The 18,401-nt window shown below is 28.4% G+C and carries 15 protein-coding genes; 9 read left to right on the top strand and 6 right to left on the bottom strand.

Translation table 11 applies throughout. The annotated features are described in order from the left end of the window. Positions 1-128 precede the first annotated feature (128 nt). Both CAQ16704_RS04560 and CAQ16704_RS04555 read right to left on the bottom strand, forming a co-directional pair. Positions 129-3,641, bottom strand: coding sequence for a 2-acylglycerophosphoethanolamine acyltransferase / acyl-acyl carrier protein synthetase (locus CAQ16704_RS04560; protein ID WP_039667080.1), 3,513 nt, complete (start codon positions 3,639-3,641; stop codon positions 129-131). A 69-nt stretch (positions 3,642-3,710) separates the two neighbouring features. After that, positions 3,711-4,319, bottom strand: coding sequence for a nitroreductase (locus CAQ16704_RS04555; protein ID WP_039667079.1), 609 nt, complete (start codon positions 4,317-4,319; stop codon positions 3,711-3,713). Positions 4,320-4,447: 128 nt separating this feature from the next. Here CAQ16704_RS04555 and CAQ16704_RS04550 point away from each other — a divergent pair, with 128 nt between their 5' ends. From CAQ16704_RS04550 to gltS, 4 genes are all read left to right on the top strand, one after another. Then, complete coding sequence (locus tag CAQ16704_RS04550; protein ID WP_039667078.1) at positions 4,448-5,581, top strand: efflux RND transporter periplasmic adaptor subunit; 1,134 nt, start codon at positions 4,448-4,450, stop codon at positions 5,579-5,581. Further along, a complete protein-coding gene (locus CAQ16704_RS04545; protein ID WP_039667077.1) occupies positions 5,578-7,509 on the top strand; it encodes a MacB family efflux pump subunit in 1,932 nt (643 codons plus the stop codon). Before CAQ16704_RS04550 ends, CAQ16704_RS04545 begins: the two co-directional genes overlap by 4 nt. 1 nt (position 7,510) lies before the next feature. Continuing rightward, positions 7,511-8,851: a TolC-like outer membrane efflux protein gene (locus CAQ16704_RS04540; RefSeq protein WP_039667076.1), complete on the top strand. Its 1,341-nt coding sequence runs from the start codon at positions 7,511-7,513 to the stop codon at positions 8,849-8,851. Positions 8,852-8,961: 110 nt separating this feature from the next. Then, positions 8,962-10,170, top strand: a complete 1,209-nt coding sequence (gltS, locus tag CAQ16704_RS04535; protein ID WP_039667075.1) for a sodium/glutamate symporter — start codon at positions 8,962-8,964, stop codon at positions 10,168-10,170. Positions 10,171-10,194: 24 nt separating this feature from the next. Here gltS and nth read toward each other — a convergent pair whose 3' ends face one another. After that, positions 10,195-10,821, bottom strand: coding sequence for an endonuclease III (gene nth / locus CAQ16704_RS04530; protein WP_039667074.1), 627 nt, complete (start codon positions 10,819-10,821; stop codon positions 10,195-10,197). Between the two features lie 78 nt (positions 10,822-10,899). Between nth and CAQ16704_RS04525 the strand changes: the two genes are divergently transcribed. The 5 genes from CAQ16704_RS04525 to CAQ16704_RS04505 all read left to right on the top strand — a co-directional run bounded on the left by CAQ16704_RS04525 (position 10,900) and on the right by CAQ16704_RS04505 (position 15,983). Further along, a complete protein-coding gene (locus CAQ16704_RS04525; RefSeq protein ID WP_039667073.1) occupies positions 10,900-11,715 on the top strand; it encodes a major antigenic peptide/PpiC-type peptidyl-prolyl cis-trans isomerase in 816 nt (271 codons plus the stop codon). Further along, positions 11,715-12,779 carry a class II fructose-bisphosphate aldolase gene (fbaA, locus tag CAQ16704_RS04520; protein WP_039667072.1) on the top strand — a complete coding sequence of 355 codons (1,065 nt, stop codon included), beginning with the start codon at positions 11,715-11,717 and terminating at the stop codon, positions 12,777-12,779. Before CAQ16704_RS04525 ends, fbaA begins: the two co-directional genes overlap by 1 nt. Positions 12,780-12,854: 75 nt before the next feature. Beyond that, a complete protein-coding gene (locus CAQ16704_RS04515) occupies positions 12,855-14,177 on the top strand; it encodes a MotA/TolQ/ExbB proton channel family protein (protein WP_039667071.1) in 1,323 nt (440 codons plus the stop codon). Continuing rightward, on the top strand, positions 14,174-15,124 hold the full coding sequence (locus CAQ16704_RS04510) for an OmpA family protein (protein WP_039667070.1): 951 nt from the start codon (positions 14,174-14,176) through the stop codon (positions 15,122-15,124). The genes CAQ16704_RS04515 and CAQ16704_RS04510 overlap by 4 nt, the downstream gene beginning before the upstream one ends. Further along, positions 15,111-15,983: a 1-aminocyclopropane-1-carboxylate deaminase gene (locus CAQ16704_RS04505; RefSeq protein WP_039667069.1), complete on the top strand. Its 873-nt coding sequence runs from the start codon at positions 15,111-15,113 to the stop codon at positions 15,981-15,983. Before CAQ16704_RS04510 ends, CAQ16704_RS04505 begins: the two co-directional genes overlap by 14 nt. Here CAQ16704_RS04505 and CAQ16704_RS04500 read toward each other — a convergent pair. Genes CAQ16704_RS04500 through CAQ16704_RS04490 form a run of 3 tightly spaced genes read right to left on the bottom strand, consistent with a single transcriptional unit; the run spans position 15,973 to position 18,399 of the window. Further along, on the bottom strand, positions 15,973-16,956 hold the full coding sequence (locus CAQ16704_RS04500) for an ABC transporter substrate-binding protein (RefSeq protein ID WP_148308475.1): 984 nt from the start codon (positions 16,954-16,956) through the stop codon (positions 15,973-15,975). The two genes, CAQ16704_RS04505 and CAQ16704_RS04500, sit on opposite strands and share 11 nt — an antisense overlap. Further along, positions 16,953-17,657 (bottom strand): ABC transporter ATP-binding protein, encoded by a 705-nt coding sequence (locus CAQ16704_RS04495; RefSeq protein ID WP_039667068.1) that lies wholly within the window; start codon positions 17,655-17,657, stop codon positions 16,953-16,955. The genes CAQ16704_RS04500 and CAQ16704_RS04495 overlap by 4 nt, the downstream gene beginning before the upstream one ends. Then, positions 17,647-18,399: an ABC transporter permease gene (locus tag CAQ16704_RS04490; RefSeq protein WP_039667067.1), complete on the bottom strand. Its 753-nt coding sequence runs from the start codon at positions 18,397-18,399 to the stop codon at positions 17,647-17,649. The genes CAQ16704_RS04495 and CAQ16704_RS04490 overlap by 11 nt, the downstream gene beginning before the upstream one ends. Between the last annotated feature and the right edge of the window lie 2 nt (positions 18,400-18,401).

Here is an 18,401-nt window from a genome sequence, read left to right as displayed (position 1 = left end):
TCCCTTTTTTATTGTTTTTAATACAAAAATGTATCAAAAAAATAATAATAAATATCAAATATAGAAAAGCATACTACCATAAAGTATGATGTAAATTTAAAAATTTACCAAATAAGCTTATTGCTTATTTAGTTATTGTGTAAAATATTTGCCAAATCTTTAGCACCTTTTAAATCTATTTTACCAGAACCCAAAAGAGGAATTTGATCTACTTTAAAATATTTACTTGGTTTAAAAATAGCAGGCATAGTAGAGTTTTTAATCGCTTCACAAATCCCTTCAAAATCTTGATCTTGACATTCTACCAATAAACACACCATTTCACCTTTTTTTTCATCTTCTAAAGCCACAGCACAAAATTTTACCACTTCGGTATTAATAAACTTAGCAATTTCTTCTTCTAAAGCCCCTAAAGAAATCATTTCACCGCCAATTTTGGCAAAACGAGAATAACGATCTACTATATACAAAAATCCATCTTCATCTACATGGCCTTTATCACCGGTATTATACCAGCGTATGCCATCAATTTCTTTGATAACTTCATTAGTTTTTTCTTTATTATTTAAATACCCTACCATAACTTGATGGCCGCCAATGAGTATCAATCCATCTTCTCCATGATTTAAACTTTCATAAGTTGAAGGATCTACTATGCGTATAGCACTTCCTGGTAAAGGCATGCCAACACTTCCTTCTTTATTTGCACGATGTAAAATCCAATAATCAGGATCAAATTTATTTGGTAAATTCACACTTGCAACTGGAGTGGTTTCAGTGGCCCCATAGCCTTCAAAAATAGGTTTTTTAAATTTCATTTCAAAGGCAGTTCTTACTTCGCTTTTGAGTTTTTCAGCACCTGAAACGATAATCCTTAAGCTTTCAAACATAATCGCATCTAGCTTTTTATTTCTTGCATAAATACCTAGAAAAGTTGAAGTGCCACACATAATACTTACATTGTTTTTTACTATAGCCTTTGCAACACCTAGTGCATCAGTTGGATCAGCATATGTTACGCTCTTAATACCTTCTAATAAAGGCAAAAAAGTTGTTACGGTTAAGCCAAAAGCATGAAAAGGTGGTAAAGATGACAATATAACATCATCATTTTTTGCACACAATACATCTGAAATTTGGGCTATATTGCTTAAAATATTGCGGTTATTTAACATTACCCCTTTAGGTATTCCTTCGCTACCACTACTAAATAGTATAGCAGCTATAGCAAGATTTTGTTTATTTGGTGCAAAAAATGCTTTTATTAAACAAGTAGGCAAGATACTTATCAAGGTAAGCATAGAAAAGATTTTGAGTTTTTGTCTTTTAAAACTTGCAATGACATCTTCCATAAAAACCATCCTGACATGCTCTTCAAACTCTAATTTTACACCTTTATTTTCTAATTTTTCCATAAATTTTCTAGAGGTATAAATTTGTTGGATTTGAGAACTTTGAATGGCTTGATTAATCGCCTTTGTGCCTGCTGTGAAATTTAAATTAACCACGATTTTATTTGCAAGTAATACACTTAAATTACAAAGTGAGCTAGCCATAGAAGCAGGAAGTAAAATTCCTATGCATTCTTCTTTTGGAGCATAGTTTCCTTGTGTTGGTTGTATATTTAACTCTTGTGATCTATTTTTTATAAAAGAGCTAAAAACTAAACTTAAAGCAAGCATTTTTCTATAAGTAATACCACCTATTAAAGGATCAACAATAGCTATTTGACTTAAATTTCTTTTGGCATTATCTATCCAAGCTCTGGCTATAGTATGCATACTTTCACATTGAGATTTCCAAGCAATAAAAGAAAGTTCAAAAACTTTTGCTTTAACCACTTCTTTTTTAGAGTGTATTGGTAAGCTTTTTCCAAAAGCAATAGCGATTTTTCTTTTGCTTATTTTGCGATTTCTTGCTGAAAATTCTTCATCACTTCTTGAAAAAGCACTTCCCCAAAGTCCTCTAATATAAAAAGGCAAAATCACTCCATCTTGTTCTTCTAATTTTGAGCAAACTAACTCAAATCCACCTTTAAATTCATTTAGTTGTCCATGGCGTGAAAGCACTCCTTCTGGGAAAAGACAAACTAAATTTCCGTTTTTAATATGCATAGCAATAAGCTCTAAGCTTGATTTACTAGAAGCACTTGAAACAGGAATAACTCCAAATTTATCAAGAAAAAATTTAATATACCACTTAGAATAAATGCTTTTTTCCATAACAAAATATATTTTTCTTGGTATAGCCATTTGCACAATAGCCCAATCAATAAATGATATATGATTACCAAGTAATAATGCTCCGCCTTTTTCAGGGATATTTTCAAAACCTTCTACTAATAAACGATAGCGTTGAAAAAACGCTATACTCATTAATAAACGCACTAAAGAAAAAGGCAATTTACTTAGCACATAAATACTTCCAAAAAATGCTACAGCAATGATGAAATAAAACAAATTTATCACATCAAATTTAGCATAAGCAGTAAAAGTAGCTAGTACCAAAAAGCCTAACATAAAAATATTTTGTATGAAATTATTTCCCGCTATGACTTTTCCTAACTCATTTTCTTTAGCATGAAATTGTATGAGGGAATTTAAAGGTATGATAAAAAATGCTCCACTTAAACCAAAAATAAAAAATACTACACTATAACTTAGTAAGGTTTCTAAAAATGGCATTAAAATGCTCATTAGAAAAATTCCTAAAGCACCTAGTGGTATAAGACCTAATTCGATATAATTTTTAGAAAATTTACCTGCAATAATTGAACCTATGATTACTCCTATACCGGAAAAAGCTAAAGAACATTGCACATAAAAAGTATTTTCTATAAAAAGATCGTTTTTTGCATATACAGGAAAACTCACTAAATAAAGTTGTGATATGGCCCAAAAAAATGAAATTCCAACTATGCAAAGCCAAATGATTTTGTGAGAAAATATTGTTTTTAAATTAGAAGCTAAGAGTTTTCCTTGAAAATATTGTTTTTTATCAAAGTTTAAATTTTTATTTTCTTCTTTTAAATTTGGAAGTTTATAAGCTAAAAAAAGTTCTAATAACGCAAAAATAATCAAGATAAAACCTAAAGGTGCAATTTGTTTTAAAATATCTGAGGGAGTGTTAAAATTTGTGTCAAAAAGCATTTCAAAACTTAGAGAAAACACAGCCATACCTGCTAAAATAGCAACTATGCTTACTGCATTTACTGCTCCATTTCCCATAGCCAAAAGCTCTTTTCCTACTAATTCTTTTATAAAACCATATTTTGCAGGTGAATATAAGGCAGATTGTATTCCCATGACAAAAGTCATAATAAAAGCAAGCCAAAAAGCCCCAAGATAATAACATAAACAAATAATACAAGTTAAAATTACTGAAAATAATGCAGATATTTTCATGATTTTATCTTTAGGAAATCTATCTGCTAAAAATCCAGAAGGTGAAAGTATAAGAATAAAAGGCAAAAGCATTAAAGCATTTACAATTGCGGTTAAAAAAAGTTGAGTACTATCTTCATAAAATTTATAAATAGTATTTTGTATAATAATTTTATGCCCTAAATCTACAAAAGCGTTGATAAAAGCCACTGCTAAAAAAGGCAATACACCAAAAATCTTTAAGAAATTTCCTTGCATTTAAAACTCCATTTTATTTTAAAAATATTATTTTAATATATAAAAATTAAATGGAGTTTTGATATTTGATTAATCTTTAAATTCTACTACTTCATCAAATGCAAAACGAGTTTTATCTGTATTAGAATTTTCTTGAGTATGTCCTAGAGTAATTAGCATGGATGCTCTTTGTTTGGTGGTGTCTAAATTTAAATATTGATTGATTTTATCTTTGTCAAAGCCACCGATAATGCACGAGCCTAAATTTAAACTATAAGCAGCATTAACAATGTTTGTTATTGCTATATAGCTTTGCTCTTTTGCATAAATAAAGCATTGTTCTAAATCCATTGTATCTATAAATGGTTTGTAAGTTTGTATGCGTTTATTTAATTCTTCTTGGTTTAAACTACGTTTTTTTAGTTTCTCTTCAAAATAATCTTTAAAATCAGCCCTTGAAATTACTATAACAATAGCAGCACAATTTGCTACATGGGGTTGATTATTAGCTATTTTTGCAATTTCTTTTTTATGTTCATCTTTTTGAAAAACTAAGAATTTCCAAGGCTCAAGTCCTAAAGAACTAGGAGATAATCTAGCACATTCTAAGATATATTCTAAATTTTCTTTAGAAATTTTTTCTTTGGTATATGAGCGTATTGAAGAGCGATTTTGCATTAAATTTAAATAATCTTGCATAATTTTTCCTTTTTTAGTTTTATCTTATATCTTATAAGCTTTAAATATTGTTAAAATTATATTTTATTGTTACAATTTTATTTTTACTTCATATAAATATTCTATTATATGTTTTTTAAAGGACAAAAATGAAAAAAATAATTTATTTAAGCATATTTTTGATTATACTCATTATAGGGGTGTATTTTTTCTTTTTTGCAAATAAGGAAGAATATAATTATCTAACCTATGAAGTTAAAAAACAGGATATTACTCAAAGTATAGAAGCAATTGGCGAAGTTTATGCCAAGACACAAGTTGATGTTGGTGCACAAGTTAGTGGGCAAATCACTAAGCTTTATGTAAAATTAGGCGATCATGTAAATGATGGTGATTTAATTGCACAAATTGATAAAGACAAACAGCAAAATGATTTAGATATTACCAAAGCTCAGCTTGAAAGTGCAAAGGCAAATTTAGAAAGTAAAAAAATAGCTCTTGATATAGCTACTAAACAATACCAAAGAGAGCAAAAACTTTATACTAAAAAAGCTACTTCTTTAGAAAATCTTGAAAATTTAAAAAATACTTTTTATGCTTTAAAAGCAAATGTGGCTGATTTAAAAGCACAAACTACTCAGCTTGAAATTTCTTTAAAAAATGCACAAAAAGATTTAACTTATACGACAATAACCGCACCAAGCAAGGGTGAGATTATCAATGTAGCTGTTGAAGAAGGGCAAACTGTGAACGCAAATCAAAATACACCTAGTATTGTGCGTTTAGCTGATTTAAGCGAAATGGAAATTCGTATGCAAATAGCTGAAGCTGATATAAATAAAATTAGCGTTGGAAAAAAGGTTAAATTTAGCATTTTAAACGAACCTGATAAAAAATATGAAGCAATAATTTCTAGTATAGATCCAGCAAATACCACTATAAGTGATGCTACAAGTAATACTAATTTAAATTCAAGTTCAAATTCAAGCTCTAGTGCTGTGTATTATTATGCTAGAGTTTTTGTAAAAAATGATAATAATTTTTTACGCATAGGCATGAGTACAGAAAATGAAATAGCCATTAAAACAGAAAATAATACTTTAGTTATACCAACTTTAGCTATAAAAAGTGATGCAAAAGGTTATTATGTAGAAATTTTAAAAGCAAATAATATAAGTGTGAAAACACCTATTAAATTAGGTATTAAAGATAGTTTAAATACTCAAATTTTAGAGGGTTTAAAAGAAGGTGATTTAGTTATCATAGGTAAAAATAAAAAATGATACGCTTAATAAATATACAAAAAAAGATTAATAATACAACTATTTTAGAAAATGTTAATCTTTATATTCAAAAGGGAGAATTCGTAGCAATCATTGGTCAATCAGGTAGTGGAAAAACTTCTCTTTTGAATATCATAGGCACGCTTGATGAGCCAAGTAATGGAAAGTATTTTTTAGATCAATATGAAGTTACAAATTTAAACAAAGATGAAAAAGCAAGAATAAGAAGAGAAAAAATCGGTTTTATTTTTCAAAGATACAATCTGCTTAATCTTTTAAATGCTAAAGATAATGTAGCTCTACCAGCTGTTTATGCAGGTAAAAATAAACAAGAACGATCGCAAAAAGCTAAAGAGTTACTTTCTTTTTTAGAGCTTGATCATAAAGAATTATCTAAGCCAAATGAATTAAGTGGCGGGCAACAACAAAGAGTTTCTATAGCAAGAGCTTTGATGAATGGTGGTGAGCTTATTTTAGCAGATGAGCCAACGGGTGCACTTGATTCTAAAAGTGGTAAGATAGTATTAGAAATACTCAATAAGTTAAACGAACAAGGACATACCGTAGTTTTAGTAACTCATGATAGAGAAATTGCAGCTAGAGCTAAAAGAGTTATAGAGATTAAAGATGGTAAGATTATAAGTGATAATGGTACAAAAAAAGCAGATGAAATAAAAGTTAAGTTAATGCCAAAAGAGAAAAAAAACTTCAACTTGCTTAAAAATCAGCTTTTTGAAAGTTTGAAAATGTCTATAGCTGCTATTGTGGCACATAAACTTCGATCTTTACTTACTATGCTTGGTATTATCATAGGTATAGCTTCAGTAGTTTGCGTGGTAGCTTTAGGTCTTGGGGCCCAACAAAATATACTTGCCTCTATTAGCTCTATTGGAACTAATACGATAGAAGTTGTTTCAGGGCGTGGCTTGGGAGATATTAGATCAGGAAGAACAAGACTGAATTTAAGCGATTTGAAAACCTTAAGTTCTTTGCCTTATTTAGAAGCAGTTGAAGCAGATGTAGGTAAAGTAGGGGTGGTTACTTATAAGAATAATTCTTTACAAGCTAGAATTCATGGAGTAGGACCAAACCATCTAAGACTTAGAGGTTTTGTGATGGTAGATGGTAGATTTATTAATAATGAAGATATTAAGGATAATGCTAATATTTGCATAGTAGATGAAAATGCTTTAAGAATTTTGTTTGATAATATTAATGCAAAATATGTTTTAGGTAAAAGTATTATTTTTAATAAACAGCCTTTAACTATAGTCGGGGTTTTAAAGAAAGAAAGAGATAATAAAGATTTTAGACCTGATGAAAATACAATCAAAATTTATACTCCTTATTCTACCTTGATGAATAAAATTACAGGCGATAAACAAATAAGAGCCATAGTAACTAAAGTAAAAGATGAGGTAAATCCTGCTTTAGCTGAAGAGGCTATGGTAAAGATTTTAGAAATTAAACGTGGAAAAAAAGATTTTTTCACTATAAATTCAGATGCGATTAAAAATGCTATAGAGGAAAATACCGCTACTTTGACTTTACTGATTTCTTCTATTGCGGTAGTATCTTTGATAGTTGGTGGAATTGGTGTGATGAATATTATGCTAGTTTCAGTAAGTGAACGAACAAGAGAAATTGGTGTGAGAATGGCAATTGGAGCTAGAAAAGAAGATATTTTAATGCAATTTTTAATTGAAGCTGTATTGATTTGTTCTTTAGGTGCTATTTTTGGAGTAATGCTTTCTTTTGTGATTATTGAAGTATTTAATTCGTTAAATATAGGTTTTACTATGATACTTTCACTAAATTCGGTATTTTTGGGACTTTTGAGTTCGGTTTTAATCGGAGTTATTTTTGGATTTTTTCCGGCAAAAAATGCAGCAAATTTAAATCCAATTAGTGCTTTATCAAAGGAATAAAATGAGAATATTTTTATTATGTTGTTTGACTTTTTTCTTTAATGCTTGCGTTGGAGTGAAGCTTGAGCAAATTTCTCAAGATAGTGTAAAAAAAGAATATTTTGAAGATTTTAATGCTAGTAAAGCTTGGTGGAAAAAATATAACAACGAAGATTTAAATAATATTTTACAAGTTATAATCGACAATAACAAAGACTTAAATGTAGCTAGAATTAATTTTTTAAGCACATTAGCAAAATACAAACTTTTAAATTTAGATTTATATCCTACTTTAAGTGGAAATTTAGGTGCAAACGTAAGAAAAAATTTAAATAATGGCTTACAAACACATAATTTTTCAAATGGCATCGTATTAAATTATGAGCTTGATTTGTATGGAAAAATTTCAGACCAAGTTGCAAGTTCTGAATTTTTAGCAAAAGCAAGTGAATATGAGTTGCGTTCGTTAGAACTTGATACTATTAATTTAGCAATTAATAGTATCTTTGAGCTTATTTATTTTAATGATGTTGATCACTTACTAAATAATCATTTGAAAAATCTTGAACAAATGCTAGAAATTTATACCACCAAATTTGATTATGGTAAAGTTGAGTATATTGATCTTTTAAATATTAAAAAATCCTTATTAAATACCAAGCAAAATATCATTACAAATTTACAAAATAAAGAGTTGATTTTTAAAAATTTAAAAGATTTATTAGGTAAAGAAGATGAGATTTTGATTAATAAAATGCTAAGTTATACTCTTGAAGATTTTTCATTGCAAAAAGTAAATTTTGATATAGAATTAAAAATGCTTGCCTATAGACCACAAATTCAAGCAAAATTAAATCAACTTAGAGCTTCTTATAAAGATTATACAAGTATGCAAAAAAGCATTTTACCAAGTATTAAACTACTTGGAAATTTAGATGGAAGTAATAAAAATATAGATGAGAGCTTTAAATTTTTAATCTTAGGTGGAAATATTGCTATTGATTTACCATTTTTAGATTTTTACAGAGTAAAACAAAATGTGAAAATTTCTGAATTAGCTTACCAAATGCGTTTGATTGAATATAAAGATGTGTTGCAAAAAGCTATTAATGAATTTAAACTTTGTTATGAAAATGATAGATATTATAGTGATTTGTTAAATTTGGTAAAAGATATTAATATTAATCAAGCAAAAATTACACAATTATATTTTGAAAAATATGAGTTAGGACGCAATGAGTTAAAAGACTATCTTGATGCAAATACTTTGTATATAAATTCTTTACAAGAGTTAAGTAGATCAAAATTAGCTTTACTTAAAAACATGAATTTATATTATAATATTGTCGTAATTTCAGAATAGAATGCAAAATGTTTCATTTTGTAATATAATGATAAAGAGTGTTATTAATTAGTGTTGTTTTAAAGTCATTTTGATTACAATTTACAGATAAATTGAATAAAAGGAGAGATATGAAATTTGATTTTTATGCAACTTTAGTTGTTATGGTTGCAGTATTGCTTTTAGGTGTTTTTGTTATTAAAAGAGTAAAATTTTTACGTGATTATAATATTCCTGAACCTGTTGTTGGTGGTGGTATTGCTGCGATTATTCTTTTGATTTTACATAGTTCATTTTCGCTTAGTATTAAATTTGATGAGTCTATGAAAGATCCTTTGATGCTTGCATTTTTTTCAAGTATTGGTTTATTGGCTGATTTTGCCTCATTAAAAAAAGGTGGTAAAAAGTTAGCAATTTTTTTAGTAGTGGTTGTGGGTTTACTTTTTGCACAAAATATAGTTGGCATAGGTGTAGCAAGTGCTATGGGGCAAAATCCATTAATGGGACTTATAGCAGGATCTGTTACAATGAGTGGCGGACATGGAACAGGTGCAGCTTGGGCAGCTGAATTTATTAAAGAACCTTATATGTATTCAAGTGCTACAACTGTAGCTATTGCTTGTGCTACTTTTGGACTTATTTCAGGTGGTATTATAGGTGGTCCAGTGGCAAGATATTTAGTAAATAAACATAAATTAGTTGTTCCAAAACAAAACGATGATAAAGATGCAATTTTAAATTTCCAATCTCCAGAAAAAGAAAGATTGATTACTCCTTCTTCGTTTATAGAATCTTTAGCATTAATTGCTTTATGTTTATTAATAGGTAGTGCTTTATCTACTTACATTAAAGCAAATACAGGTTTTACTTTACCAACTTTTGTATATTGTCTTTTTGTTGGTGTAGTTTTAAGAAATGTTTTATCAGTCACAAAAATTCATCATGTATTCGATAGAGAAGTTTCAGTTTTGGGTAATGTAAGCTTGTCTTTATTTCTAGCATTAGCTTTAATGACTATTAATCTTTGGGATTTGGTAACTTTAGCTGTACCAATGTTAGTGATTTTAGTAGTGCAAGTTGCTATGATGGCTGCTTTTGCTATATTTGTTACTTTTAGAGTGTGTGGAAAAGACTATGATGCAGCAGTTTTAGCAGCAGGACATTGTGGTTTTGGTTTAGGTGCTACTCCAACAGCCATGGTAAATATGCAAACCGTTACAAATCATTATGGTATGAGTCATATGGCTTTTATTATTGTACCTTTAGTTGGTGCATTTTTTATAGATATAGTAAATGCTTTAGTGATTAATGCTTTCTTATATTTGCCATTCTTTCATTAAAACTATCTAGCACTAAATTTAGTGCTAGATTAATTTTTTATCTTTGTTTTTACATAAATGATTTAAAAAACACTCATTGCATAAAGGATTTTTAGCCTTGCATGTATAGCGGCCAAAAAGAACCATAGCTTGATGAAGATAATTTAAATTGTCTTTAAAAATTTTAGTTAAATCTTTTTCGGTTTCTTCAGGAGTTTTGGCTTTGCTAAGATTAAGTCTGTGTGAAACTCTAAATACATGAGTATCTACAGCCATACAATTAGCACCACACCATTCTATCATTACTACATGTGCAGTTTTTTGTCCTACTCCTGCTAGAGTTTTTAAATCTTGCTCATTCATGGGGATTTCGCCATTAAATTGCTCACATACTGCTTGAGCCATTTTGATAAGATTTTGTGCTTTATTGTTATAAAAAGAACATGAGTTGATTAAAAGTTTTAAAGATAACAACTTCGCTTTAGCTAAATCTTGCACACTAGGATAAGCTTTAAATAAAGCAGGAGTTATTAAATTTACTCTTTTATCAGTACATTGGGCTGAAAGCATAACGCAAACTATAAGTTCATAAGCATTGCTAAAAACTAATTCAGTTTTTGCTTGCCCAAAATGTTTTAAAAATAATTCTTTAATTTCTAAATTTCTTTTCATAAACTTATTGTATGTTAATCGGCTTTAAATAAAGTTTAGATATAATAAAATCAATTAAATTATTTTAAAGGAAAAACAATGAAAAAAATTTCTTTAGTTGCTGCGGCTTTATTGACAGGTTTGAGTTTAAATGCTGCAGTAGTTGCAACTCTTGATGGAAATAATATTACCGACACAGAAGTAAATGAATTTTTTGCTCCTATGCTAAGAGGTGCAAAAATTACTGACTTACCAGCTGATCAAAAAAAAGCTATTATTGATCAATATGTTGTCCAACAGCTTGTATTAAAAGATGCAAAAGCTCAAAAAATAGAAAATGATCCTTTATATAAAGAAGAATTAGAGCGTGCAAAAGAAGCTATTATGGTAAATATTTATCAAAAGAAAATTTTTGATTCAATTAAAAATAACGAATCTAAAGCTAAAAAATATTACGAAGATAATAAAGATAAATTTACTAAACCAGCTCAAGTAAAAGCTAAACATATTTTAGTTACAAGTGAAAAAGAAGCAAAAGATATTATTGCTGAACTTAGCAAATTAAGTGGTAAAGCTTTAAACGATAAATTTACCCAACTTGCAAAAGAAAAATCAATCGACAAAGGTTCTTCAGCTCAAGGTGGTGAACTTGGTTGGTTTTCTGAATCAACTATGGTTAAGCCATTTGCAGATGCGGCTTTTTCTATGAAAAAAGGAACTATTTCTAAAACTCCAGTTAAGAGTGATTTTGGATATCATATTATCTTAAAAGAAGATGCTAGGGCAAAAAGTACCATGAGTTACAATGAAGTAAAAGCAGGTATTGAAGGCACTATTAAAATGGAAGAATTTAAAGAGCTTATGAATAAAAAAGCCGAGGAACTTCGTAAAAAAGCAAAAGTGGAATATAAATAATGAGCGTATTAGATCTTGTTAAACCGGGTGTTTTAAACGGTGATGATCTAAATATCGTATATAATCATGCAAAAAAAGAAGGTTTTGCTATCCCTGCGGTAAATGTCGTAGGGACAAATTCCATTAATGCGGTTTTAGAAAGTGCTAAAAAAGTTAATTCACCTGTAATTATTCAATTTTCAAATGGTGGAGCTAAATTTGTAGCAGGAAAAGCTTGTCCAAAAGCTGATGTTCTTGGTGCAATAAGCGGAGCAAGACATGTGCATTTAATGGCTAAAGCTTATGGGATTCCAGTAATTTTACACACTGATCATGCCGCTAGAAAATTACTTCCTTGGATTGATGCTTTAATCGAAGCAAATATTGAGTTTAAAAAAGAAACTGGCATGCCTTTGTTTAGTTCTCATATGATTGATTTAAGTGAAGAGGATTTAGAAAGTAATCTAAGCACTTGTGAAAACTACTTAAAGCAAATGTCTGAACTTGGAATTTCTTTAGAACTTGAATTAGGATGTACAGGTGGGGAAGAAGATGGAGTTGATAATACCAATATCGACAATGCAAAATTATACACTCAACCTGAAGATGTAGCTTTAGCTTATGAAAGACTTTCTAAGATTAGCGATAGATTTTCAATTGCAGCTAGTTTTGGTAATGTGCATGGTGTTTATAAACCAGGTAATGTAGTTTTAAGACCAGAAATTCTTAAAAACTCTCAAAATTATGTAAAAGAAAAATTCAATCTCAAAGATGAAAAACCAATCAATTTTGTTTTCCATGGTGGTAGTGGTAGCAATATAGAAGATATTAAAGCTGCACTTAGTTATGGTGTAATTAAAATGAATATCGATACAGATACCCAGTGGGCTTTTTGGGATGGTGTTAGAGAATATGAGTTTAAAAATAAAGCTTATTTGCAAGGACAAATTGGTAATCCAGAGGGCGATGATAAACCAAATAAAAAGTTCTACGATCCAAGAGTGTGGCTTAGAGCGGGTGAAGAAAGTATGATTAAACGCTTAGAGTGTGCTTTTAGTGACTTAAGTTGTATTGATAGAAACTAAGAGTTTTATAACTCTTAGTTGATTTTCCTGTGAAGATTTTATATTTTTAGAGTAAAATTAACAAAGGTTTGTAAAATGGAAGTTAATAAAACAACTGATGATTTTTCTGATCTTGTATTGCCTGAAGGAAAGGGTAGTACAGGAATTATTGCTTATATAAAAATTATTTTCATCCCTGCTATATTGTATATTTTGGTGCTCTTGGGATATTTTGGAAAGATTGATTTTAAGGTAGAATTACATAGTGTTGTAATGATAGGAATTATCTTTTTGGTTGCTTTGATTTTCACAAGACATAGTGCTGATTATGCTTCGAGTATCTTTGAACAACAAAAAGATGAATTTAAACTTGTATTAAAGCGTTATATCATGAAGCATTTTTTGGTCATAGGTAAAGAAACAAAATCTAACGCAAGTTTTGATGATTTTGCTTATGCTTATGCTAAAGAATTAAGAAATGAAAATTTTGCTTCAGTTGGGGCAGCTGTTTTTCCTATGCTTGGGATTTTAGGAACTTTTATAAGTATAGCAATGTCTATGCCTAATTTTAATTCTAGTGATACAGCGGGTTTAGAACAAGAAATTTCTATTTTATTAAATGGAGTAGGAACAGCCTTTTATGTTTCAATTTATGGAATTTTTTTAGCACTTTGGTGGATATTTTTTGAAAAATATGGAAATAGTAAATTCCAAAAACTATTGAATCGTCAAAAAAATGCAACAAGTGATTTTTTTTGGTCTAAAGAAGAAATTGATAGAAAATATCTTCAAGAAAGCCTACAACATTTTGAAAAAATAGGTACAATTTTTGAGCATGTAAGTAATGAAGAATTTTTTAAAGAACTTGATAATACAATAGATAGAAAATTTAAGGTTTTTCAAGAGCTTGTAAATGCTGAAGAAAAAGCAGTTAAGCTTAGTAGTGAGCATGTAAAACAAACTATGAGTGATCTGTCAAAAACTCAAAGAGAACAAAAAGATATAGTTAAAATTTATACTGAAATTGCAAATGCTGTTAATATATTAAATTCAAATACCAAAGATTTGACTTTAAGGATTTCAGAGCAATATAATAGACTTTTAGATGTAAGCTCAGATAAAATTGCTCATTTGGATAAAAATGTTTCGTTTTTAAATGAAAAAATAAGTAATTTTTCAAATAATATTGAAAAATATCAAAATTTAATGTTTGAAAACCAAACAAAACTTTTTGAAGGTTTTAAAGCAAGTATTATAGAAGGTATGCATACTTTTAAAGAGGCTTATGAAGAAGAAAAAAATATTGATGAAAAAATTTCGTTAATGCAAGATTTTAAAGAAGAAAGTAAGGAATTAGATGAACAAACTTCACAGGTAATTGCAAAGCTTGAAAATCAAAAAGAAGATGAAAATAAATGATTAAAAACAATCAAAATAACGAAGAAAATAATTTTTGGATAGCTTATGCAGATTTAATGGCAGGATTGCTTTTTATATTTATTTTACTAATTGGAGCTATAGTTGTAAAATATGTCTTAACTCAAAGTGATTTGCAAATCATAAAAGAAAATCTACAAAAACAAGAAGAAAGGCTTAGGGAAAATAAAGAAGAGTTAAGTCAAAAAGAAGATATTTTAAAAAATCTTAGTCAAAAATTAAACAATACTTCAAATACACTTGATGATATTAGTAAGCAAAAACAAATTCTAGAAGCCAATATAACTAAACTAAATCGAGATTTAAGTTCAAGCTTAGATGAAAAAGACCAGCAAATTTTTGCTTTGCTTGAAAGGTTAAACAAAAAAGATGAAGAGATTAAAGAGTTAGAGCGTAACTTTGATGATGCAAAATTAAAAATTAAAGAATTAAGCTTGATTAAAGAAAATACTATTAAAAGCCTTCAAACAAAATTTGACACTAATATCACTTTAGATTCTAATTCGGGTGCTATAATTTTACCTTCTGAAGTACTTTTTGATACAAATTCTTTTACACTAAAAGCCCATGCAAAAGAAAATTTAAAAGCTGTTCTTACGCAATATTTTGATGCTATTTTTAAGAATGAAGATATATTGTCAAGTATTGAAAATATAGTTATAGAAGGACACACAGATAGCGCTGGATCTTATATATATAATCTTGATTTATCACAAAAAAGAGCTTACGCTGTGATGAGTTTTATACACTCATTTTATAAAGAACCAGGATTGCAAAAACTTTTAATGGCAAGTGGTAGATCATATTCTGATGTAATTATGAAAGATGGCAAGGAAGACAAAGAGGCAAGCCGTAGAATAGAGATTAAGTTTAATATCAATACAAATAATGCTATAGAAAAGGTTGAAAAATACCTTGATAGTAAGTAAAATTGATACTTTAAAATACAAAGATTTTGAATTTTTATTAAAAAGAGATGATTTATTAGGTTATATCAATGGAAATAAGGCTAGAAAACTAGCCTTATTTGAAAAAAATAAACATTTACTTAAGAAAGGACAAAGATTTGTTTCTTTTGGTTCTTCTCAAAGTAATGCTTTGGTTGCTTTGACTAAATTTTGTTATGAAAATGATTTTTCACTCATTTTTGTTTGTGAAAAAATGAGTTCTTTTTTAAAAGAAAATCCCCATGGAAATTTAGAATTTGCACTAAAACATAATGTTGAGTTGATAGAAAATGTAAATTATCCTACAAGAAGACTGCAAGCTTTAGCTTTAAAAAAAGATGATGATATTTTTATAGAAGAGGGTGTAGCTATAAAAGAAGCTGAATTTGGCTATAAACAGCTAGCTTTAGAGCTTAGTGAGCAATTAAGTGAAAATGTAAGTATTTTCTTGCCTTCAGGAACAGGAACTTCTGCGGCATTTTTGGCTAAACATAGTAAATTTAAGGTTTTTACTTGTGCTTGTGTGGGAGATAGTGTGTATTTAAAAGAGCAAATTTTAGCTCTAGAACCAAAATATGATTTTAGTAATTTAACCATACTAAATCCACCTAAAAAATATCATTTTGCTAAGCCTTACTTGGAATTATATGAACTTTATAAAGATTTAAAAAAAGAATGTGGAGTGGAGTTTGATTTGCTTTATGATATGGTAGGTTTTAAAACATTACTAGCTTATAAAGAGCAGATTAATGATAAGTTCTTATATATCCATCAAGGAGGCCTTGAAGGAAATATAAGCATGTTAAAAAGATATGAGTATAAATATTCAATTAATTTATAAACAATTCTTTTATTTTTACATCATGATCTATCATTTTGTTGTTTAACATAAATTGTTTCGTTTTTTCCATTGATTTGATATCATCATTATTTATGTTGATATCAAAATTATACAGTGGATACATTTGTTTAATATCATCAATGCTCAAATTTGTTTCTTTAGCTGTAATATTCATACTTTCTTCATAATTATTGTCAATATATTGTAGAATTTCTTTTTGAGCATTAATGAATTCTTCGACAAGAATTTTATTATTATTATAAAATTCTTTACTTGTAGCAACTACAATTAATGGTTCTATCAATCCATCGGCTGTAGTAACAACATTATAACCATCTTGTATTAAATTATATGCATTAGGACCTGCTAGCAAAGCCATATCTACAGATTTTCCAACCAATGCTGCTTGAGCTTGTGGTATACCCATAGAAATAAATTCTATATCTTTTTCTTTTAATCCTAGACTATCAAGGTATGCTAATAAAAGCTCATGAAGAATAGTTCCTTTTGGGCCTGCTATCTTTTTTCCTTTAATATCATCAGCCGTTATAAATTTAGTTCCTTTTTGAGATAAAATAGTAAAAGTTTTTGAAGATTTACTATATTTATTAACTATCTTAATATCAAGTCCATTAGCTTTTGCTAAAATTACAGAAGTAGAACCCACAGCATATAAAAATTGTATATCTCCTGAAGCTAATGCTTGTGTTTGCTCAGGTCCTGTTGTTAGTTGAGAATAAAAGACCGGAATATTATATTTATCAAATGTTTTTTGAAAAATAGCTTTTTCTTTTTCAATGATTGATGGTATATTCAGCGGTGCTTTTACATAAGTTATAGCTATTTTTTTTGCCGTGAAATTTTTATCTATATTTTCTTTAGAGGATGAATTTTGGTTGCAAGCAATTAAAAACAATATTGAAAATATTGTCATAGTTATAATTTTTAAGCTGTTTTTTGAAAGTGTTTTCATTTTGTCTCCTTGATTGTGTTTAGTATATCTTTTTTTAATTCAATAAAATTATTAGACAATAAATCTCTTTCATAATCTTTATCTAAAAAATAGTCTTTTGTGATTTGACCGTTTTTTAAAATTATGATTTTTTTGCCTAAAATTAAAGCTTCATCAATACAATGTGTTACAAAAACAATAGATTTATTGGTCTGCTTTACTATGTTTATAAGATTTTTTTGTAATTTTTCTCGAGTAAAATAATCTAGGGATGCAAATGGTTCATCCATTAAAATAATATCCGTATTGTTAGCTAAAGCTCTAGCTATAGAAACTCTTTGCATCATACCCAAGGATAACTGTGAAGGATAGGCTTTTTCAAATCCATCTAGTCCTACTAGATTAATAAGTTTATAAATTTTTTCCTTATTAATTGTGCTTCTTTTCATACCAAAACTTATATTTGAAAACACATCAAGCCATGGCATTAATCTTGGTTCTTGAAATACTATAGATAGTTTTGCATTGCAAAGAATTTTTCCTTGAGATGGTTTTTCTAAGCCAGATAAGATTTTTAAAAATGTTGTTTTCCCACAACCACTTTTACCTAAAATGATGGTTATTCCATTGTCTATGGTTTTAAAATTGATATTAGAGAGTATATTTATTTGTTTATTATTGATTGTAAAAAATTTAGATATATTTTGAGCTTCAAGCTTCATAGGTATATCCTGTTTTAGAGGATTTTTTTATCAAATAAGAAAAAAACCAATCAATCAAACATCCCAATAGGCCTATAACTATAATACCAGCTATAACTCTATCTGATTTTGACAATTCTTGTGCATCTAATATCATATGACCAAGACCACTAGAAGCTGCTATCATTTCAGCTCCTATAATAGCTCTAAAACTATATCCAAGACCAATTTTCATACCAGATAAAATATAAGGTAAAGAACTTGGAAGTATGATTTTAAAAAACAGTTGTATTTTTGTAAAATTGAAAGAATATCCAACTTCCAAAAGCTTTTTATCGACCATATAAATACCTTTTGTTGTGTTGATAAATATAGGAAAAAAAGATGCTAGGATTATAATGATAATTTTTGGTTCTTCACCTATACCAAACCATAAGATTAAAATAGCAATTAAACTAATCGGAGGAATATTTCTTAAAAATTCAATAATATTTTCAAAATATTCAAAAATTTGGTTTTTCATTCCAGCAATGATTCCAAATATAAAAGCTAAAATACATGCTATGAAAAAACCAAACATGATTCTTAGTAAGCTAATATAGGTATTTTCTAATAAATTTCCGTCAATTAATTCAGACAAAAAAGCTACAAAGACCTTTTGAGGAGAAGGAAGAACATACTCACTCCATATATTTAATTCACTAATCATATACCATAACAATATAATAAAAACAATCAATATATTTTTTTTAATCCATTGCATTT

The organism is Campylobacter sp. RM16704 (assembly GCF_000816245.1).
In the GTDB taxonomy this organism is placed as follows: Bacteria; Campylobacterota; Campylobacteria; order Campylobacterales; family Campylobacteraceae; genus Campylobacter_D.
Note: the sequence above shows the minus strand (reverse complement) of the source record. Positions and strands in the feature narration are given on the sequence as shown.